The 18,735-nt window shown below is 62.0% G+C and carries 21 protein-coding genes; 15 read left to right on the top strand and 6 right to left on the bottom strand.

All coding sequences use genetic code 11. From position 1 onward, the window contains the following. The first annotated feature begins 6 nt into the window (after positions 1–6). Entirely contained in the window at positions 7–756 is a 750-nt protein-coding gene (locus JAB1_RS01115; RefSeq protein ID WP_070278196.1) for a hypothetical protein, read from the top strand. A 113-nt stretch (positions 757–869) separates the two neighbouring features. On the opposite strand, the gene trmL is transcribed toward JAB1_RS01115, so the two are convergent. Then, on the bottom strand, positions 870–1,340 hold the full coding sequence (trmL, locus tag JAB1_RS01110) for a tRNA (uridine(34)/cytosine(34)/5-carboxymethylaminomethyluridine(34)-2'-O)-methyltransferase TrmL (protein WP_034784868.1): 471 nt from the start codon (positions 1,338–1,340) through the stop codon (positions 870–872). Positions 1,341–1,382: 42 nt separating this feature from the next. After that, a complete protein-coding gene (locus JAB1_RS01105) occupies positions 1,383–2,132 on the bottom strand; it encodes a ComF family protein (RefSeq protein WP_070258797.1) in 750 nt (249 codons plus the stop codon). Positions 2,133–2,216: 84 nt separating this feature from the next. Here JAB1_RS01105 and JAB1_RS01100 point away from each other — a divergent pair, with 84 nt between their 5' ends. The 7 genes from JAB1_RS01100 (at position 2,217) to JAB1_RS01075 (ending at position 8,251) form a co-directional block, all read left to right on the top strand. After that, positions 2,217–3,113, top strand: a complete 897-nt coding sequence (locus tag JAB1_RS01100) for a methyltransferase domain-containing protein (protein ID WP_052140371.1) — start codon at positions 2,217–2,219, stop codon at positions 3,111–3,113. Between the two features lie 464 nt (positions 3,114–3,577). Continuing rightward, on the top strand, positions 3,578–4,786 hold the full coding sequence (gene coxB / locus JAB1_RS01095) for a cytochrome c oxidase subunit II (RefSeq protein ID WP_034784872.1): 1,209 nt from the start codon (positions 3,578–3,580) through the stop codon (positions 4,784–4,786). Positions 4,787–4,799: 13 nt separating this feature from the next. Then, the gene (gene ctaD / locus JAB1_RS01090) at positions 4,800–6,404 is read left to right on the top strand and encodes a cytochrome c oxidase subunit I (RefSeq protein WP_034784874.1); all 1,605 of its coding nucleotides are present in this window, start codon (positions 4,800–4,802) and stop codon (positions 6,402–6,404) included. 51 nt (positions 6,405–6,455) lie between these two features. Next, positions 6,456–6,560 carry a cytochrome oxidase small assembly protein gene (locus JAB1_RS30070; RefSeq protein ID WP_211551746.1) on the top strand — a complete coding sequence of 35 codons (105 nt, stop codon included), beginning with the start codon at positions 6,456–6,458 and terminating at the stop codon, positions 6,558–6,560. A gap of 1 nt (position 6,561) precedes the next feature. Beyond that, positions 6,562–7,134, top strand: a complete 573-nt coding sequence (locus tag JAB1_RS01085) for a cytochrome c oxidase assembly protein (protein WP_034784875.1) — start codon at positions 6,562–6,564, stop codon at positions 7,132–7,134. A gap of 9 nt (positions 7,135–7,143) precedes the next feature. After that, on the top strand, positions 7,144–7,350 hold the full coding sequence (locus JAB1_RS01080; protein ID WP_034749002.1) for a DUF2970 domain-containing protein: 207 nt from the start codon (positions 7,144–7,146) through the stop codon (positions 7,348–7,350). 40 nt (positions 7,351–7,390) lie between these two features. Beyond that, on the top strand, positions 7,391–8,251 hold the full coding sequence (locus JAB1_RS01075) for a cytochrome c oxidase subunit 3 (RefSeq protein WP_034784877.1): 861 nt from the start codon (positions 7,391–7,393) through the stop codon (positions 8,249–8,251). Between the two features lie 119 nt (positions 8,252–8,370). Here the strand turns inward: JAB1_RS01075 and JAB1_RS01070 are convergent, their stop codons facing one another. Beyond that, a complete protein-coding gene (locus JAB1_RS01070; RefSeq protein WP_034748996.1) occupies positions 8,371–8,571 on the bottom strand; it encodes a twin transmembrane helix small protein in 201 nt (66 codons plus the stop codon). 36 nt (positions 8,572–8,607) lie between these two features. Here JAB1_RS01070 and JAB1_RS01065 point away from each other — a divergent pair, with 36 nt between their 5' ends. From JAB1_RS01065 to JAB1_RS01040, 6 genes are read left to right on the top strand one after another with little or no spacing between them, the layout of a single operon-like run. After that, complete coding sequence (locus JAB1_RS01065; protein WP_070278194.1) at positions 8,608–9,366, top strand: SURF1 family protein; 759 nt, start codon at positions 8,608–8,610, stop codon at positions 9,364–9,366. Continuing rightward, positions 9,347–9,976, top strand: coding sequence for a cytochrome c oxidase subunit I (locus tag JAB1_RS01060; protein ID WP_034784881.1), 630 nt, complete (start codon positions 9,347–9,349; stop codon positions 9,974–9,976). The genes JAB1_RS01065 and JAB1_RS01060 overlap by 20 nt, the downstream gene beginning before the upstream one ends. Positions 9,977–9,994: 18 nt before the next feature. Continuing rightward, complete coding sequence (locus JAB1_RS01055) at positions 9,995–11,164, top strand: COX15/CtaA family protein (RefSeq protein ID WP_034785373.1); 1,170 nt, start codon at positions 9,995–9,997, stop codon at positions 11,162–11,164. Beyond that, positions 11,165–12,064 carry a heme o synthase gene (gene cyoE / locus JAB1_RS01050; protein ID WP_034784883.1) on the top strand — a complete coding sequence of 300 codons (900 nt, stop codon included), beginning with the start codon at positions 11,165–11,167 and terminating at the stop codon, positions 12,062–12,064. It begins immediately after the preceding gene. Beyond that, positions 12,061–12,654: an SCO family protein gene (locus tag JAB1_RS01045; RefSeq protein ID WP_034784885.1), complete on the top strand. Its 594-nt coding sequence runs from the start codon at positions 12,061–12,063 to the stop codon at positions 12,652–12,654. Before cyoE ends, JAB1_RS01045 begins: the two co-directional genes overlap by 4 nt. Positions 12,655–12,696: 42 nt before the next feature. Further along, positions 12,697–13,776, top strand: coding sequence for an AI-2E family transporter (locus tag JAB1_RS01040; RefSeq protein ID WP_070278192.1), 1,080 nt, complete (start codon positions 12,697–12,699; stop codon positions 13,774–13,776). Here JAB1_RS01040 and JAB1_RS01035 read toward each other — a convergent pair. Together JAB1_RS01035 and JAB1_RS01030 are read right to left on the bottom strand one after the other, a co-directional pair. After that, positions 13,773–15,113 carry a hemolysin family protein gene (locus JAB1_RS01035; RefSeq protein WP_034785374.1) on the bottom strand — a complete coding sequence of 447 codons (1,341 nt, stop codon included), beginning with the start codon at positions 15,111–15,113 and terminating at the stop codon, positions 13,773–13,775. The two genes, JAB1_RS01040 and JAB1_RS01035, sit on opposite strands and share 4 nt — an antisense overlap. Positions 15,114–15,233: 120 nt before the next feature. Beyond that, positions 15,234–16,568, bottom strand: a complete 1,335-nt coding sequence (locus JAB1_RS01030; RefSeq protein WP_034784889.1) for an MFS transporter — start codon at positions 16,566–16,568, stop codon at positions 15,234–15,236. Between the two features lie 181 nt (positions 16,569–16,749). Between JAB1_RS01030 and JAB1_RS01025 the strand changes: the two genes are divergently transcribed. After that, positions 16,750–17,769 carry a serine hydrolase domain-containing protein gene (locus JAB1_RS01025; protein WP_070278190.1) on the top strand — a complete coding sequence of 340 codons (1,020 nt, stop codon included), beginning with the start codon at positions 16,750–16,752 and terminating at the stop codon, positions 17,767–17,769. Here the strand turns inward: JAB1_RS01025 and nhaR are convergent, their stop codons facing one another. Next, positions 17,770–18,666: a transcriptional activator NhaR gene (nhaR, locus tag JAB1_RS01020; protein WP_070278189.1), complete on the bottom strand. Its 897-nt coding sequence runs from the start codon at positions 18,664–18,666 to the stop codon at positions 17,770–17,772. It lies immediately after the preceding gene. Positions 18,667–18,735: the final 69 nt, after the last annotated feature.

Genomic DNA, 18,735 nt, shown 5'->3' with positions numbered 1-18,735 from the left:
ATCACCATGCTGAACCACACCACCTTGCGCGCAGCCGCTGCGCTGACCATTGCGGCCATGCTGGCCGGTTGCGCCACGGCGCCGATGAACCCGAACGGCGTGCGCCAGGACAGTTCCTATCCGCAAGGTGGAAGCCAGGCGGTCACGGATGAGGACCCGTGCAGCATGGGCGCGACGGCGGCTGCCGGCGCGGCCGTGGGAGCGCTGCTGGGCGCGCTGGCGGGCGGCAAGAATAGCGCGCTGAAGGGCGCGGCCATCGGCGGCGGCCTGGCGGCGGCCGGTTGCCTGGCCATCAATGTCAATTCGCGCCAGACCAAGACGGCGGCGCAGGCGGACCGCGACTACATCCGCACACGCGGCGCGCTGCCGCGCGAACCGCAAGTGGTGTCGTACACGCCGCAGCTGAGCGCATCGACCGTCAAGCGCGGCCAGCCGTTCAAGGTTAATTCGGTGGTGGAGCTGGTCAACGGCAGCGCGCAAAGCGTCAACGACGTGCGCGAAGAGCTGGTGGTGCTCGACCCGCAAGGCCAGCCATTCAAGTCCGGCTCGAAAGCCCTGGCCAGCAACAACAAGTCGGGCGGGCGCTTTGAAAACTCGTTCGAGCTGACCTTGCCGGCCGGCGTGTCGCAGGGCGTGTATGGCGTCAAGACGAATCTGTACGTGAACGGCAAGCTGGCCGCCACGCGCGACCTGCGCACGCAGCTGGTGATGCTGGATGTGGATACGGGCGTTGACGCGCAGCTGGCGCTGCGCTGATTGCCGTATGCAAACGCGTAGGTCGGATTAGCGGGGTAAAGCCCCGCGTAGTCCGACAACACCACTAACGCCAACAATGTTGTCGGATTACGGCCCCTTGGGCATAATCCGACCTACGCGCCGCCCTGGTACCCATGCTGGCGCCAGGCTTCGTAAACGACGACGGCCACCGTATTCGACAGATTCAAGCTGCGGTTGTCCGGGCGCATCGGCAGGCGGATGCGTTGCTCTGCAGGAAAGCCGTCGCGCAGGGCCGGATCGAGGCCTTTCGTCTCGGAACCAAACACGAACACGTCGCCCGGCAGGAAGGCCACGTCGCCGAACGGGCGCGAGCCGCGCGTCGTCATGGCGAACATACGGGCCGGGTCGGGCTGGGTGTCGGCCAGGAACGCTGCCCAGTTCTTGTGCACCTTCATCTTGGCGTAATCGTGGTAATCGAGGCCGGCGCGTTTCATCTTGGCATCGTCGAGCGGAAAGCCCAGCGGTTCGACCAGGTGCAGCTGCGCGCCCGTGTTCGCGCACAGGCGGATGACGTTGCCCGTATTGGGCGGGATTTCAGGTTCTACCAAAACAACGTGAAACAAAATGCTCTCCTTGGGTCTGTCTGTATCTAATATATAGCGAATTCAATGCGGCGGTGTGCGCGCCACCACCAGTATGCTGACCCTGGCCGCGCCTTCGCTCTTGCAGGCGGCGGCCAGCGCGTTGACGGTGTGGCCGCTGCTCATCACGTCGTCGACGATGCCCACATGGCATCCTTGCAATAATGGCGCGTGTTCCGGCGCGATGGCGAACGCGTGCGCCAGGTTGGCTTGCCGTTCCTGCGGCGCCACGCCGCTTTGCGCCCGGGTTTCGCGCACCCGCAGCGCCAGGCGGGGCTGTAAATGCACGTGCAGCAGGCGCGCCAGCGGGCGGGCAATTTCCAGCGCCTGGTTAAAGCCCCGTTCGGCCAGTCGGGCCGGGCCCAGCGGCACCGGGCACAGCAACTGCGGCGCCTCCCAATCTGGTTGTTGCTGAATGGCAACATGCAGCAATTCTGCCAACAGGGGCGCCAGCGCCAGGCGCGCGCCGAATTTCAACTGCAGCAGCAACTGGTCGACGGGCGCCGCATAATCAAACGCCGTGACGGTGGCGTCATACGCGGGCCGCTGGCGCAAACAGCGTCCGCAGAGCGTTGCCACATCGTCGAGCGGATTGGCGCACTGGCGGCAGCGGTGCCGCAGCAGTCCCAGGTACTGTGCGCGGCAGGGCGGGCACAGTACCTCCGGGCAGCCGATGCCGCACAGCGCGCACTGGGCCGGCAGCAAGGTGGCGCCCAGCCACAGCCGCAGCGCCTGCCATGCGGCATCAAGGCGATGCTGGGTGGCGGTCCGCATCGCGATGGCGTCGTTCCATGTACACTGCCGACATTATCTCACCTCACCCGATTCAACATGCCAGTTCCCACCAGTCCGCCCAAAATGAGTGCGCCCATCGATGCGGTGCAAGTACGCGATTTCTTTTCCCGTCCGGCGCGCATCGCGCCGTCGGACTTCCTGCGCCGCGAAGTGTCGGCACGCATGCACGAGCGCCTGGAGCTGGTGAAAATCACGCCGCACCGTGTGCTCGACGCCGGCTGCGGCCCCGGTGCGGACCTGGCGCAGTTGCAAAAGGATTATCCCGCCGCGCAGATTATCGGTCTCGATGCAGCGCAAGCGATGATGCAGGCGGCGCGCGCGCCCGCGTCGAAACTGGCCAGCCTGAACCAGTTCCTCAGCAAACTGCTGCCGGCCAAGGCGGGCGTGGATCTGCTGTGCGGCGACCTCGGCGACTTGCCGCTGGCGCAGGGCAGCATCGACCTCGTGTGGTCCAACCTGGCGCTGCACTGGCATGCCCAGCCCGACCGCGTGTTTGCCGAATGGCGGCGCGCGCTGCGCCTCGATGGCTTGCTGATGTTTTCCTGTTTCGGTCCCGACACCTTCCGCGAAGTGCGCGACGCCTTTGCCGAGGCCGATTTATATCCGCACGCCTTGCCCTTTGTCGACATGCACGACTTTGGCGACATGCTGGTCGAGACGGGTTTTTCCACGCCCGTGCTGGACATGGAGATCATCACCGTTACCTACGATACGGCGGAAAAACTGCTGGCGGACGTGCGCGCCTTCGGCGGCAATCCGCTGACCACGCGCCGGCGCGGCCTGATGGGCAAGGCGGCCTGGCAGCGCATGCTGGCCGCGCTGGAAAAGATGCGCCGTCCCGACGGCAAGCTGGGCCTGAGTTTCGAGGTGATCTATGGCCACGCCTTCCGTCCCGCGCCGCGCGTGACGCGCAATGGCGAGGCGATCATCCGCTTTGATTTGCCGAGAAAGCCCAAATAAAAGGCTAAAGAAACCGACACTTGGTCGCATTCGCGCATGGATGCAGCAGCAAGCGTTGCAAAGCGCGCGGCGGCCAGGAGAAGGGCGCGCACAAAGCCGATTATTGCTTGATGGATTCAAGTTTACTTGATTATAATCGTTGATTGTTTGTCAGCTTGCTAAGTAGAAAAAACAAGGGCTGCATACAAAATAAAAAAAACAAAGCAAGACTAATTCGAAGTTACTGCATTAGTATAGTAACCATCTTCCACACAAGGCCATTTCAGTGTGGGGAAGAAAAACAGGGTTCCAGCATGGTTGCGCGCCGCCGTTTTTGCTGCGGCAGCCAGCATGGAATTCGCTGGTGCTTGACGCACATGGCCGTATTCTGGCCGTGTTGCTTTCATGGAGGAGCGGCAGCGGTCCAGTACGGAGAAGTCCGCAGCCGTTTAAAATATCATTATTTTTGGGTGGTTGGGGAAAACATGACACATGCAAAGCGACTTCAATCGTTGCTGCTCGGGCTGTCTTTGACAGCGTTTGGCATCGGGCGATGGGCCACGGCGGCACCGGCTGCCGGCACCTATCCCGGCACCGGCGGTCCCGTGCCGTTCGAAATGAATCTGCAACCGCCGGCGACACAGATCGCCCATGAAATCTACGATTTGCACACCCTGATGATGATCATCTGCCTGGTGATCTTCGTAGCCGTGTTCGGCGTCATGTTTTATTCCATCTTCAAGCACCGCAAGTCCCTGGGCCACAAGCCGGCCACTTTCCACGAAAGCACCACCGTCGAGATCGCCTGGACCGTCGTGCCTTTCCTGATCGTCATCGGCATGGCCCTGCCTGCCACGCGCACCGTCGTCGGCATGAAGGACACTTCGAACGCCGACATCACCATCAAGGCCACCGGGATGCAGTGGAAATGGGGCTATGACTACCTGAAAGGCGAGGGCGAAGGCATTTCCTTCCTCTCCAACCTGGCCACGCCGCGCTCGCAAGTAGGCGCGCCAGGCGTGCCGCCGACGGAAAAGCGGGGCGAAAACTACCTGATCGAGGTCGATAACGAAGTTGTCGTGCCGGTCAACAAGAAGATCCGCGTGGTGCTGACGGCCAACGACGTCATCCACGCCTGGTCCGTGCCCGCCTTCGGCGTCAAGCAGGATGCGATTCCCGGCTTCGTGCGCGACACCTGGTTCAAGGCCGACCATATCGGCACCTTCCGCGGCAATTGCGCCGAGCTGTGCGGCAAGGAACATGCATTCATGCCCATCGTCGTCAAGGTCGTCTCGGCCGATGACTACAAGGCCTGGGTTGATGTAAAACAAAAGGAAATGGCGGCATTGGCTGATGATCCAAGCAAGGTGTGGACCATCGACGAGTTGAAGGTCAAGGGCGAGAAAGTGTATGCGGCCAACTGCGTGGTCTGCCACCAGGCGACAGGCAAGGGCGTGCCAGGTGCATTTGCGCCGCTGGACGGCTCGGCCGTGGTGAACGGTCCGAAAGCGGAACAGATCCATGTCTTGCTGAACGGGCAAAAGAGCGGCAAGTATCCGGCGGAAATGCCAGCCTGGAAACAGCTGTCCGACACGGAAATTGCCGCAGTGATCACTTACACGCGCAATACCTGGTCGAACAAGGCCGAAGAGAACATCGTTCAACCAGCCGAAATCGTGGCTGCACGCAAGTAATTAGGAGTCGCATATGAGTACTAGCACGAGCACTAGCACCTTGGACCACGCCGGTCACGATCACGACCATGCCCACGATCATCCCACTGGCTACCGCCGCTGGCTGTTTGCCACCAACCACAAGGATATCGGTACTTTGTACCTGTGGTTCTCGTTCATCATGCTGCTGTCGGGCGGCGTGCTGGCCCTGATGATCAGGACGGAACTGTTTCACCCAGGCTTGCAATTCTTTCACCCGGAATTTTTCAATCAACTGACCACCATGCACGGCCTGGTGATGGTGTTTGGCGCCATCATGCCGGCCTTCGTCGGCTACGCCAACTGGATGATCCCGCTGCAAGTGGGCGCGTCCGACATGGCCTTTGCCCGCATGAACAACTTCTCGTTCTGGCTGCTGCCGCCGGCCGCCATCCTGCTGGCCACGTCCTTCCTCGTGCCGGGCGGCGCCACGGCTGCCGGCTGGACCCTGTATGCGCCGCTGTCGACGCAGATGGGCCCCGGCATGGACATGGCCATTTTTGCCATGCACCTGATGGGCGCCTCGTCCATCATGGGTTCGATCAACATCATCGTCACCATCCTGAACATGCGCGCACCGGGCATGACCCTGATGAAAATGCCGATGTTCTGCTGGACCTGGCTGATTACCGCCTATCTGTTGATCGCCGTCATGCCCGTGCTGGCCGGCGCCATCACCATGACCCTGACGGACCGCCATTTCGGCACCTCCTTCTTTAACGCGGCAGGCGGCGGCGACCCCGTCATGTACCAGCACATCTTCTGGTTCTTCGGCCATCCCGAGGTCTACATCATGATTCTGCCGGCTTTCGGCATCGTCTCGCAGATCCTGCCCGCGTTTGCCCGCAAGCCCCTGTTCGGCTACGCATCGATGGTCTACGCTACCGCTTCCATCGCGATTCTGTCGTTTATCGTCTGGGCGCACCACATGTTTACCACCGGCATGCCGGTGACCAGCCAGCTGTTCTTCATGTACGCGACCATGCTGATCGCCGTGCCGACGGGCGTGAAAGTGTTCAACTGGATCGCCACGATGTGGAAAGGTTCCATGACGTTCGAAACGCCGATGCTGTTCTCGGTCGGCTTCATCTTCGTGTTTACCATGGGTGGCTTCACGGGCCTGATCCTGGCCGTCACGCCGATCGACATCCAGCTGCAGGATACCTATTATGTGGTGGCGCATTTCCACTACGTGCTGGTGGCCGGTTCGCTGTTTGCCCTGTTCGCCGGCTTCTACTACTGGTCGCCGAAATGGACGGGCCACATGTACAACGAGACGCGCGGCAAGATCCACTTCTGGCTGTCCCTGATCACGTTCAACGTGACCTTCTTCCCGATGCACTTCCTGGGCCTGGCCGGCATGCCGCGCCGCTACGCCGACTATCCGGCGCAGTTCACCGACTTCAACATGATCGCCTCGATCGGCGGCTTCGGTTTTGGCCTGATGCAGGTGTACTTCCTGTTCTTCGTGGTCTTGCCGACCATCCGCGGCGGCAAGGCTGCGCCAGCGAAACCATGGGAAGGCGCGGAAGGCCTGGAATGGACCGTGCCGAGCCCGGCGCCTTTCCACACGTTTGAAACGCCGCCGACAGTGAAATAAGGTATCCCGGGCCGGCGTGTTCCGCGGCCCGTCTTGAATAAAGTGCCTGTCATGACCGAACGTAAAAAACCGAACAACCTGCGTACCGGGCTGATACTGGGGGCCCTGGCGGCCTTCTTCTTCCTGTCCGTATTCGTCAAGCGCATGTGGCTCTGACGTGACGACGCCCGACCAACAGGAAACACGCGGCCTGAACCGCAAGATGCTGGGCAAGCTGCTCGTCATTGCCGTGCTGATGTTCGGCTTTGGCTATGCCCTGATTCCCGTCTACAAGCAGATTTGCGAAGTGATGGGCATCAACGTGCTGACGCAAAAAGATGGCACGGTGGCCTACGACAACAATACGCAGGTCGACACGACGCGCAGCATCACCGTCGAGTTCGACGGCAATGCGCAGGGGCCATGGCGCTTCCGCCCGACGGTGTCGAGCATGCAGGTGCATCCGGGCGAACTGGTGACCGTCATGTATGAAGTGGTCAACACGCAAAACCGCGTCGTCAACGCGCAAGCCATCCCCAGCTACGCGCCGCAGAGCGCCACGCCGCATTTCAAGAAGGTCGAGTGCTTCTGCTTCAAGCAGCAGACCTTGAAACCGAAGGAAGCGCGGCAGATGCCGGTGGTGTTCTTCCTCGATCCGGCCCTGCCGAAAGAGGTGAAAACCATCACCCTGTCGTACACGTTTTTCGAGATAGCCGGTCTGAGCCAGGCTCAGACGCCGGCCGTCCAATAGGAGAGTGGCATGGGCGAATCCAAGCAGCCTGAAAAAGCGTCGTTCCTGTATTCGCTGCGGGCCGTCGTGTGGTCATTCACGGGACTGCGCCGCAAGAGCGATTTCGACACGGATTCGGCCAAGCTCAACCCCGTGCACATCGTCATCGCCGGTTTCCTGGTGGTGGCTTGCCTGATCGGCATATTGATTTCGATTGTCAAATTCGTCGTTTTATAAATTATAAAAAACCACCCTATAAGTTTTTGAGGAGATGATGATGAGTTCCAACCACGCCGCCGTACCTTATTATTTTGTGCCCGGCCCGTCGCGCTGGCCCATGCTGGGCGGCGCCAGCCTGCTGCTGACCATGATCGGCGCCTCGGCCTGGGTCAACGACGTTTCCTGGGGCCCGTACCTGAATTACCTGGGCCTGGCCGGCATCCTGCTGGTGCTGTATTTCTGGTTCGGCGACGCCATCAGCGAATCGGAACAGGGCCTGTACAGCGAGCGCATCGACCACTCCTTCCGCTGGAGCATGAGCTGGTTCATCTTTTCGGAAGTCATGTTCTTCGCCGCCTTCTTCGGCGCCCTGTTCTACGCGCGCAGCATCTCCATGCCGTGGCTGGCCGACCTTGACCACAAGGTGATCTGGCCCGATTTCGCCGCCCACTGGGGCAATACGGGCCCGGCTGGCACGGTGCAGGAATTCACCACCATGACGCCGTTCTGGATTCCGACCATCAACACGGCCTTGCTGCTGCTGTCGGGCGTGACCCTGACCATTTCGCACCATGCGCTGCGCGCCGGCCACCGCGGCATGACGGCCCTGTTCCTGTTCGCCACGATCTTGCTGGGCGCCATCTTCATGGGCTTCCAGGTGTATGAATACATCCACGCCTACAGCGAACTGAACTTGAAATTGACGTCGGGCATCTACGGCGCCACCTTCTTCATGCTGACGGGTTTCCACGGCTTCCACGTGACTCTGGGCGCCATCATGCTGTCCGTCATCCTGTACCGCGTGCTGAAAGGCCACTTTACGCCCGAGCACCACTTCGGCTTCGAAGGCGCCGCCTGGTACTGGCACTTTGTCGACGTCGTCTGGCTGGGCCTGTACGTGGTCGTGTATTGGTTATAATGGCGGGGCAGGGCGCGCGTTGTTGAGGGGCGCGCCGGCACCATAAAAAAAGCCGTACCGGGACATCCTGGGTACGGCTTTTTTCTTAGTCTGAAGAATTTGCCAATCAGGCAAGAAGCTTAGTGTATGCCCGTCGGCTGGATATAGCCGAGCTTGTGCGCCAGCAGGATCAGCAAAAACAGGGTGATCGACAAGCCCACGCGCAGGGCCAGCGCTTGCACGGTGCGGTTGCTCTTGCCCTTGTCGCGCATGAGGAAGAACAGGGCCGAGCCCAGGCTGCCCAGAATCAGGATGAAGGCAATGGCAACGAGGATTTTCATGGATGGTAGCGCCAGGCTTGAGGAGGTTTCATTGTAATGCGTATCCGCTTCCATTTTAGATGGATTCCATTTATTGTAATGCTGCTACTGGTGGCCCTGGGGTGTTCTTTGGCGCAATGGCAGCAGCGCCGTGGCGACGAGAAAGTCGGCCGCGCCGCCCGGCTCGAGGCGGGCAACCTGGCCGCACCGCTGGCATTGACGGCCGCGCCCATGCTGCCGGCCGATGCGCAAGCGATCGAATATCGCCGGATCACCGTCACTGGCCATTTCGTGCCCGCCTGGACCGTGTACCTGGACAACCGCCCCTACAAGGGCCAGGCCGGTTTTCACGTGCTCACGCCATTCCAGATCGACGGTTCTGCCATGCACGTGCTGGTGGCGCAGGGCTGGTTGCCGCGCAACAATGCCGAGCGCACGCGCATTCCCGATTACGCCACGCCGGCCGGCACGGTGACGATTTCCGGCATCGCGCGGCTGAATGCGGGCCATGTGATGGAGCTGGGCACGGCACCGGCCCTGGCGCCGCACGCCATCGTGCAAAATGCCGATATCGCCCAGCTGGCCCAGGCGAGCGGCCTGGCCTTGCAGCCATTTATTCTCGAACAAACGGCTGATTCAGTGGATCCTTCAGCGACGGCGCCAGCATCCGGCCAGCTTCCCGTGCGCGACTGGCCGGCGCCCGACCTGGGCGCCGACAAGCACCGCGGCTATGCATTCCAGTGGTATGCACTGGCACTGATGGCCTTTCTATTTTTTGTCTTTACAGGATTTCGACGTGCAAACAAACAGCCCTGACACAACGCAAGACAGCAGCAATAAACAGGCACAAAATACGGGACGGTGGAAATTGCTGGCCGTCGTTGCCGTGTGCGCGTTTCCCATCATCGCCTCGTATTTCACGTATTACATCATCAAGCCCACGGGCCGCAACAATTACGGCGCCCTGATCGACCCGCGCTTGCATCCGATTCCCGAAGCGCAATTGCAGGTGGCGGAACTGGACGGCAAGGCGGCACCGCTGGCGCAATTCAAGGGCAAGTGGGTGCTGCTGCAAACGGGGCCATCCGATTGCCAGGAAGCATGTAAGAAGCAATTGTTTGACATGCAACAACTGCGCCTCATGCAGGGCAAGGAACGCGAACGCCTGGAACGGGTCTGGCTGGTGACGGATGCCCAGCCGCTCGACACCCTCGTGATGCGCGAATTCGATGGCACCAGCATGCTGCGCGTTAATAGCGACGCCTTGAAAGCGTGGCTGCCCGTGGAGCCGGGCGGCAAGACCAGCGACCATTTTTATTTGATCGATCCGCTGGGCAATCTGATGATGCGCTTCCCGAAAGACGCGGACCCGAACAAGATCAAGAAAGACATCGCCAAGCTGCTCAAAGCTTCGGCGATCGGTTGAGGAGTCTGCATGCCGACGATGCATCTCTCCGCGCTGGCCCAGCTGGGCTTGACGGGTCTGCTGGTGGCGCTGCTGCCGCTGACCATGGTCTGGGTGTCCGCGGACGCCAATAAATACCGCAAGCTCGTGTGGATCGCCGTCTTCCTGACGGTCGACCTGATCATGTTTGGCGGCTTTACGCGCCTGTCCGATTCCGGCCTGGGCTGCCCGGACTGGCCAGGCTGCTATGGCTCGGCCAATCCTTTCCTCGCGCACGAGCACATCGTGGCGGCGGAAACCCTGATGCCGACGGGGCCCGTCACGGTGGTCAAGGCATGGATCGAAATGACGCACCGCTACCTGGCCATGGCCATCGGCGTGCTGATCGTGGCGATGATGGTGCAGGCGTGGCGCCAGTGGAAGAAAAGCAAACGCGAGGAATTCGCCCCCGCGCTGCCGACGGCGCTGTTTTTGTTCGTCTGCCTGCAGGGCGCGTTCGGTGCCTGGACCGTCACCCTGAAGCTGCAACCGGTGATCGTCACCATCCACTTGCTGCTGGGCATGGGCTTGCTGGCCATGCTGACGTGGCTGGGCGGACGCCAGGACCATGCCGTGGCGCCAATCAAGCGCGCCGATGCGGACGCTGCCGTGCTGCGCCCCGTGCGCGCGCTGGCCATCTTTTCGCTGGTGCTGTTGACCGTGCAGATCGCGCTGGGCGGCTGGGTGAGCACCAACTACGCCACGCTGGCCTGCACGGATTTCCCCCTGTGCGGCGGCAAGGTGATTCCGGAAATGGATTTCGAGCATGGTTTTCATCTGTGGCGCGAACTGGGCAAGACGGCCGCCGGCCATTATTTGCCGTTTTCCGCGCTGACGGCCATTCACTGGGTGCACCGCAATTTCGCCTTCATCGTGCTCGCTGGCATCGGCTACACGGTGTTTCGCGCGTGGAAACTGCCGTCCTTGCGCGGCACGGCCCGCTGGGTGGCGCTGGTGCTGGCACTGCAGGCGGCCACGGGCCTGGCGACCATCTACCTGAGCTGGCCATTGTCGATTGCCGTCATGCATAACGGCGGGGCGGCGCTGCTCGTCTTATTGCTGACCATGTTAAACTACAAGGCTAAATTCCAACTCGATGTAGCGCGGAAATCTGCTTCCGCCGCCGCGCCAGTGCCCTCGGCACCAGCCAGTCCTTCCCGTATCGCATAAATGACTACTCAGACCATCAGCCGTAAACCATCCCCCCGCATCGCCCAGTATTGGGCGCTGACCAAGCCCCGCGTGACGCAACTGGCCGTGTTTTGCGCCGTCATCGGCATGTTCCTGGCCAGCGAGGAGTTGCCTGACTGGCACGCGGTGGTGTTCGGCACCATCGGCATCTGGCTGCTGGCCGGCGCCGCGTTTGCCGTCAATTGCCTGGCCGAGCGCGAGATCGACGCGCGCATGGCCCGCACGGCGCGCCGCCCGATGGCCATGGGCGACATCACGGTGAAACAGACGGTGGTATTCGCGCTGGTGATCGGCGGCCTGGGCATGGCGATCCTGTATCACCTCGTCAATCCGCTGACCATGTGGCTGACCTTTGTCACCTTTGTCGGCTACGCCCTGATCTATACGATGGTGCTGAAACCCGCCACGCCGCAAAACATCGTCATCGGCGGCCTGTCCGGCGCCATGCCGCCCGCGCTGGGCTGGGCCGCCGTCGCCAACGACGTGCCGATGCAGGCGTGGTTGCTGGTCCTGATCATCTTTGTCTGGACGCCGCCGCATTTCTGGGCCCTGGCCATGTACCGCCGCGACGATTACGCGCGCTCGGGCTTGCCCATGCTGCCCGTCACGCACGGCTTGAAGTTTACGCAATTCCACGTCTGGCTGTACTCGATCGCGCTGGCCGCCACCACCTTGCTGCCGTATGCCGTGCGCATGAGCGGCCTGATCTACCTGGCTTCGGCCGTGGTGCTGAACGCCGGCTTCCTGTACTACGCGTGGAAGATGTACCGCCACTACACGGATTTGATCGCGCGCAAGGCCTTTACGTTTTCCATCATCTACCTGGCCTTGCTGTTCGCGGCTTTGCTGATCGACCACTACATTCCTCTCGGCACATGAAAAAATACCTGACTCTGTTGCTGGCGGCCGCGCTGGTCGCCGTCCTGGCCGGCTGCGGCAAGCCTGCCGCGCCGAAGCTGGCCTTCAAGAACACGGACGTGACGGGCCTCGGCTACGCGCGCGAGTTCGCGCTGACGGACCACACGGGCCATCCGCGCACCCTGGCCGACTACAAGGGCAAGCTGGTGCTGATGTTCTTCGGCTACACGCAATGCCCGGACGTGTGTCCTACCACCATGGCCGACATGGCGCAGGTGATGCAGGAAATGGGCCCGCAGGCGGACCAGGTGCAAGTGCTGTTCGTCACCGTCGACCCCGAGCGCGACACGCAAGCCTTGCTGGCCGAATACGTGCCGGCCTTCGACAAGCGCTTCGTGGGACTATATGGCGATGCGGCCGCGACGGCCAAGGTAGCCAAGGAATTCAAGGTGTATTACGCCAAGGTCGAGGGCGAGACGGACGAGAGCTACACGGTCGACCACACGGCCGGCACCTATGTCTTCGACCGCGAAGGCAAGATCCGCCTGTTCGTGCGCCACGGCGAAAAGCCTGCCGCCATCGCGCACGATCTTAAACTTCTGCTATCCTGACCTGATCGCGCTCCCGGGCGCCATCTTCAGGATACGCAGTACATGGATAAACGTTTCGAGCCGCACGCCCGCCTGGCAGCCATCATCTTCCTGTTGATCGGCTGCTTTTTCGTCTTGCGGCCCTTCCTCGCCGCCATGCTGTTTGCCGCCTGCGTGGGCATTTCCAGCTGGCCCCTGTATCTGCTGCTGCTCGAACGCCTGAAAGGCCGGCGCAACTGGGCGGCCGCCATCATGACCCTGTCCTTGATCCTGGTCATCGTGCTGCCGCTGGCCCTTGTCACCTACAACCTGGCCGACAATGTGTCGCGCATCTATGAACAGTTGCGCACGGCGCTGGAGTCGGGCGGCCTGCATCCGCCGGCCTGGCTGGCCAGCATTCCCGTGGTGGGCGAAACCATCGCTGGCTACGTGGAGCGCCTGCTCGCCGACCGCGAGGAATTACTGAACTTGGGCAAGACGATGCTGGAACCGGCGCGCCATTTCCTCGCTTCCGGCGGCATCCTGCTGGGCACGGGCCTGGCGCAGACCAGCCTGGCCGTGTTCGTCAGCTTCTTCCTCTACCGCGACGGCCAGCAGCTGAGCCGTGCCCTGATGACGGGCGCCGGCCGCATCATCGGCGACAGCGCGCCTGGCGTGGGCCTGACCATCAGCCGCACCGTGCGCGGCGTCATGTACGGCTTGCTGGGCACGGCGCTGGCGCAAGCCCTGGTGGCCGTGGTGGGTTTCCTGATCGCCGGCGTGCCGGCCGTGGCGCTGCTGGGCGTGGCCACCTTCATCTTTTCGCTGATTCCCGTGGGCCCGCCCCTGATCTGGGGCGGCGCCGCCATCTGGCTGTTCAATGACGGCCAGACGGGCTGGGGCATCTTCATGCTGGTGTGGGGCGGTTTGCTGATCAGCGGCGTGGACAATGTGGTCAAGCCCATGCTGATCAGCCGCGGCAGCAGCCTGCCCTTCCTGCTGGTGCTGCTCGGCGTGCTGGGCGGCGTGCTGGCCTTCGGCTTCGTCGGCATTTTCATCGGGCCGACCCTGCTGGCGGTACTGTACAGCTTGCTGCAAACGTGGACGGTGGGCGAGACCACCGTGCCGCAGGGCAAAGATACGATTACCTTGAAAAAAGATTAATCGCGCAAGTCCGCATCCAGGTCCCGTTCCTGCTTCGGAATCACCTTGATCAGCACGATGCGGGGTCCGTTCATCTTCTTGACGACGATGTCGAAGTCGACAAAGGTGATGCGCTGGCCCTGCTTCGGAATGTCGCCCAGCTTGACCATGATCAAGCCGCCCACCGATTCCACGTCGTCCAGCCCCAGTTCCTCGTTTTCGATATCGATGCCGAGGATGCGTTCAAGCGAGAAGATGGGCAGGCTGGCCTTGCCGATCAGGGTACCGTCGCTTTGCTTGAGCCAGTCGTTTTCATTGCGGCGGAATTCATCGCGGATTTCGCCGACCATGGCGCCGAGCAAGTTATCCAGGGTGATGAAACCCAGCGGGCGCTTGCCCTTTTCGCCGATCAGGGCGAAGTGGGGCGCGCCGTCGCGGAAGCGGCGGAACAGTTCCAGCGCCGGCGTGCGCGCGGAAATGATGTCGACGGGACGCAGAAACGGCGTGAGCGAGGTGATCGGTTTGCCTGCCTGCTGGGCAAAGAACAGGTCTTTCAAGTGCACCACGCCCAGCACGTCGTCTTCATTCATGTCGAAATACGGGTAGCGGCTGAAGCGGTTGCGCAGCACCGTGTCGAGGTTTTCTTCCAGGGTGTTTGAAGCGTGCAGGGCGATCACTTCATTGATCGGGCGCATCAGGTCCGACACCGTCATCTGTTCGAAATCAAGCGATTGCGCCAGGATGTTGCGCTCGTCGCGCGTGAATTTCTCGCCCGGCTGGCTGGTGCGCAGGATCAGTTTCAGTTCTTCGGACGAATAATGGGCGTCGTGGCCGCCCTTGCCGGACAGGCCCGCCATGCGCAGCACCCAGTTGGCGCTGGCGTTGAGCAGGTAGATGGCCGGATACATGGCCCAGTAAAAACCGTACAGGGGAATCGCGCTCCACAGGCCGACGGCTTCCGGGTTGCGGATGGCCATCGATTTGGGCGCCAGTTCGCCCACGACGATATGCAGGAAAGAAATCACGCTGAAGGCGACGACGAAGGACACGCCGTGGATCAGCTCTTGCGATGTGACGCCGATGGCGCCGAACAGCGGTTCGAGCAAGCCGGCAAACGCCGGTTCGCCGACCCAGCCCAGGCCCAGAGAAGCGAGGGTGATGCCCAGCTGGCAGGCGGACAGGTAGGCGTCCAGCTGGCCATGCACCTTGGCCAGGATGCGGCCCCGCAATCCCTGTGTCTTGGCGATGGCGCGGATGCGCGTGCGTCGCAAGGTGACGATGCCAAATTCGGCGGCAACAAAAAAACCGTTCAGCGCGACCAGGAAGAGGGCGAGCAGGACTAGCAAGACATTGTGCATGGGGGCGCTGAAGATGGGCTGTAAAAACGACATCTTAAACGACGAAGGGCGCCATAGCCTAATTTAGCCGCGCTCGCCGCCTGTGCAGGCGGGCGGGCGCGGCAGGTTTTTCACGCTTGTTCAGCCTTTGGCCGCCGTTTGCGGCCCGCCGCGCATGGCAAAGACCATGACGGCCGAGACGATGGCGGGAATGGCGACGACGAGGAAAATCGTGCTGTTGGGCCAGTTCAGGCGGATCAGCTCGCCACCGAGCACGGGGCCGATGATGGAGCCGATGCGCCCGATGCCCAGGCTCCAGCCGATGCCCGTCGAACGCAGGGTGGTCGGATAGTAGCTGGCCGCCAGGGCATTGACGGCCGGCTGGCCGCCCACCACGCAAAAACCGGCGATGAAGATCGTGATGAACAGGAAAGCGAGCGAGACGTCCGGACGGCCGATCAGGGCAATCGCCACGGCGGCGACGAGGAAGCATGGCAGCAGGATGCGGCGGAAGCTGGAGCGGTCGATCAGCTGGCCCATGACCAGGGTGCCGATGGTGCCGCCCACTTGCAGGGCCGTGCCGGCCAGCACGGCGTTGGCCGTGGACAAGCCTGCTTCCTTGGCAATCGTCGGCAACCAGTTGGACAGGAAATACAAGTTGAGCAAGTTCATGAAGTTGATGACCCACAGCAGGATCGTCATCTTTGCGCGGCCGCCCGTAAACAATTGCAGCACGGGCGCACCCTTGTGCTCTTTCTCGTGCACGAGGTATTGCGTGTCGGCCGTGATGGTGACCGTCGGGTCGATGCGTTTCAGCCACTTGGCGACTTTATCCAGCTTGCGTTTCTTGAGCACCAGGAATTGCATCGATTCCGGCAGCAGGAAGAACATCAGCACGCCGATGGCGAGCGGCACTACGCCGCCCACGTAAAACACGGATTGCCAGCCGAAGGCGGGAATCAGCGCGGCGGACAATAAACCGCCCAGCACGGCGCCCAGGGTAAAGCCGCACGAGACCAGCATCATCAGGGTGACTTTCTTGCGCAGGGGGCTGTATTCGCCGGCCAGCGCCATGGCGTTCGGCATCACGGCGCCCAGGCCCAGGCCCGTGATGAAACGGATCAGCTGCAATTGCTCGATGGTGGTGGCCAGCGGCGTGACCAGCATGCACAGCGAAAAGAAGATGGTCGAGCCGATCAGCACGGGACGGCGGCCGAACTTGTCGGCCGTGATGCTGAAGACGAGCGAGCCCACCAGCATGCCCAGGAGACCCGCGCCGAACACGGGGCCCAGGTTGGCCTTGCTCACATGCCAGTCGGCAATGATGGCGGGCGCCACATAGCCCATGGCCTGCACGTCGAAGCCATCCATGATGACGCACAGCCCGCACAGGATCAGCATGCCGATCTGGAAGGAGCCGATCTTGTTGTTATTGATGAGATCGGGAATATCGATCGTCGTGCCTGCCGTGGACATGGTGCCGCTCCTGTTTTTATGGTGATCGCGCCCTGCCGGCGAGGGACGGGCGCGTGTTTGTCTCAGGCTTTATTACAATCGCTTTTGATTGATTATTCAAACGTTATTTTCGAATGGATTTATCGGATTAGCTAATGAATATGGCGCAAAAGTAATCTTGCCTGCATGCTAAGATCGCGCCATGAAAAATCTGCTCAGCCACTTTCTTGCCTTGCAAGCCAGCCTGCCGGCGCACGGTCCCGGTTTCAGCGCGCTGATCCAGCGCGACGGCGAGACCTTATTGGAACTGCATCATGGCCTGGCGTGCCTGGAACTGGGCGTGCCCCTGACGGCGCAGTCGCGCTATTACCTGGCGTCGGAATCGAAGCAATTCACGGCCGCCTGCGTGCTCGACCTGGTGCGCCAGGGCGCCATCGGCCTCGATGACGACGTGGCGCCCCATCTGCCCGAAGTGCGCCAGTTCGGCGCCGCCATCACGGTGCGTCAATTGTTGAATCACACCAGCGGCATTCCCGATTATTTCGACTACCTGGCATGCCAGCTGGGCCGCCACGACAGCGATTATTTTGACAATGCGTTGCTGCTGCGCCTGATCGCGCGGATGGAGGATCTGACATTTCCGCCCGGTAGCGCGCATGCCTACAGCAATTGCAATTACATCTTGCTGGCCAAGCTGGTGGAAGCGCTCGCCGGCCAGCCGCTGGCGGCGCAGGCGCGCGAACGCCTGTTCGCGCCGCTGGGCATGCACGCCACGGCCTTCGATGTCGACCGGCAAGCTGTCATGCCCCAGCGCGTGCGCAGCTATAGCGTTGATCCCGCGCAGGCGGGCGGTTATCGCCAGCACCTGGGCAATGCGAATACGGTCGGTGACGGCGGCGTGTATGCCTCGCTGCACGACCTGGCCCTGTGGGAGCGCGACTGGCAGCGCCAGTACCGCGATCCGTCCAGCCTGGTGCGCGCGCAGCTGGCGGAAACGCCGGGCCCCGATGGCCTGAGCTGGTCCTACCGCTACGGGCTGGAGCAAATCGGGCATGGCGGACGAACGGTGGTGTTCCATGACGGCGGACTGTGGGGTTTCCGGGCCTTGCTGCTGCGCGTGCCCGAGGCGGGCCTGTCCGTGATCCAGCTGGCGAATGTGGACAGTTGCGAGCCGGACCAGGCGGCCTGGCTGGCGGCCATCGCTGCCGACCTGGGCGACTGATCAGTGCCGGCTCGGCACGGCTGCCAAAATGACATCGAGTGCCGGGTGCATGATCTTGCGCTCGTTCGAGATGACGTAAAACTGCTCGCGCAGGGACGAGGCGTCGCCGACCAGCACGGCGCCAAATTGCTCCTCGATGTCGGCGGCCAGGCTGGCGGACGCGAAGAACAGGCCCAGCCCCTTGCGGCCGAACGCGTTGAGCATGGCGTTGTCCTCGAATTCGCCGACCACATCGGGGCGCACGCCTTGCTGCACCATCCATTCGTCGATGCGCCCGCGCAGGGCGTTGTTGCGCGCCGGCAGCAGGAAGGGGGCGCCGCTCAGGCGGTGCGGGAAATCTTCGCGGTAGCGCTCGGCCAGCGCGGGGATGGCGAACAGCTTCATGGCGCTCTCGCCCCACAAGTGGCTGGACACGCGCAGGCTGGCGCCGGCCGGCACGGCACGGTCCGTCAAGACCAGGTCCAGCTTGTGCAGGGCCAGGTCGGCCAGCAGGGATTCGAATTCATCTTCCAGGCACACGAGCTTGACGGGCTTGTCCAGGCGGCGCGTGGCGTCGAGCATGCGATACGCCATCAGTTTCGGCAGCGAGTCGGAAATGCCTACCGTCAGGCGCATCTTTTCCGCGTCGGTGTCGGCAAGCGCTTCCTGCATCTGTTCGCCCAGCAGGAAAATCTGGTCCGCGTAGCCGAGCGCCAGGCGGCCCGCTTCCGTCGGCACCAGGCGTCGTCCCTGCGGCTGCAGCAGGGATCTGCCCAGTTCCTTTTCCAGCAAGGCCAGCTGCGTGCTGATGGTTTGCACGGCCAGTCCCAGCCGCTCGGCCGCGCGCGTCACGCCGCCTTCCTTGGCGACCACCCAAAAGAAGTACAAATGGCGGTAATTGAAGCCCGTGGTTTTCATCGTGTGGTCCTATCTTCTGTTTTTGCGAAGTAATGCTTCCATTATCTTCTATTTTTAAATGTGTCACAC

The sequence above is a fragment of the Janthinobacterium sp. MP5059B genome (genome assembly GCF_001758645.1).
GTDB classification, from domain to species: Bacteria; Pseudomonadota; Gammaproteobacteria; order Burkholderiales; family Burkholderiaceae_D; genus Janthinobacterium; species Janthinobacterium lividum.
Note: the sequence above shows the minus strand (reverse complement) of the source record. Positions and strands in the feature narration are given on the sequence as shown.

Coding starts and splice junctions, on each gene's coding strand:
- JAB1_RS01115 (WP_070278196.1), top strand. CDS start 7: ATGCTGAACCACACCACCTTGCGCGCAGCCGCTGCGCTGACCATTGCG.
- JAB1_RS01105 (WP_070258797.1), bottom strand. CDS start 2,132: ATGCGGACCGCCACCCAGCATCGCCTTGATGCCGCATGGCAGGCGCTG.
- JAB1_RS01100 (WP_052140371.1), top strand. CDS start 2,217: ATGAGTGCGCCCATCGATGCGGTGCAAGTACGCGATTTCTTTTCCCGT.
- coxB (WP_034784872.1), top strand. CDS start 3,578: ATGACACATGCAAAGCGACTTCAATCGTTGCTGCTCGGGCTGTCTTTG.
- ctaD (WP_034784874.1), top strand. CDS start 4,800: ATGAGTACTAGCACGAGCACTAGCACCTTGGACCACGCCGGTCACGAT.
- JAB1_RS30070 (WP_211551746.1), top strand. CDS start 6,456: ATGACCGAACGTAAAAAACCGAACAACCTGCGTACCGGGCTGATACTG.
- JAB1_RS01080 (WP_034749002.1), top strand. CDS start 7,144: ATGGGCGAATCCAAGCAGCCTGAAAAAGCGTCGTTCCTGTATTCGCTG.
- JAB1_RS01075 (WP_034784877.1), top strand. CDS start 7,391: ATGAGTTCCAACCACGCCGCCGTACCTTATTATTTTGTGCCCGGCCCG.
- JAB1_RS01070 (WP_034748996.1), bottom strand. CDS start 8,571: ATGAAAATCCTCGTTGCCATTGCCTTCATCCTGATTCTGGGCAGCCTG.
- JAB1_RS01065 (WP_070278194.1), top strand. CDS start 8,608: ATGCGTATCCGCTTCCATTTTAGATGGATTCCATTTATTGTAATGCTG.
- JAB1_RS01055 (WP_034785373.1), top strand. CDS start 9,995: ATGCATCTCTCCGCGCTGGCCCAGCTGGGCTTGACGGGTCTGCTGGTG.
- cyoE (WP_034784883.1), top strand. CDS start 11,165: ATGACTACTCAGACCATCAGCCGTAAACCATCCCCCCGCATCGCCCAG.
- JAB1_RS01045 (WP_034784885.1), top strand. CDS start 12,061: ATGAAAAAATACCTGACTCTGTTGCTGGCGGCCGCGCTGGTCGCCGTC.
- JAB1_RS01040 (WP_070278192.1), top strand. CDS start 12,697: ATGGATAAACGTTTCGAGCCGCACGCCCGCCTGGCAGCCATCATCTTC.
- JAB1_RS01035 (WP_034785374.1), bottom strand. CDS start 15,113: ATGCACAATGTCTTGCTAGTCCTGCTCGCCCTCTTCCTGGTCGCGCTG.
- JAB1_RS01030 (WP_034784889.1), bottom strand. CDS start 16,568: ATGTCCACGGCAGGCACGACGATCGATATTCCCGATCTCATCAATAAC.
- JAB1_RS01025 (WP_070278190.1), top strand. CDS start 16,750: ATGAAAAATCTGCTCAGCCACTTTCTTGCCTTGCAAGCCAGCCTGCCG.
- nhaR (WP_070278189.1), bottom strand. CDS start 18,666: ATGAAAACCACGGGCTTCAATTACCGCCATTTGTACTTCTTTTGGGTG.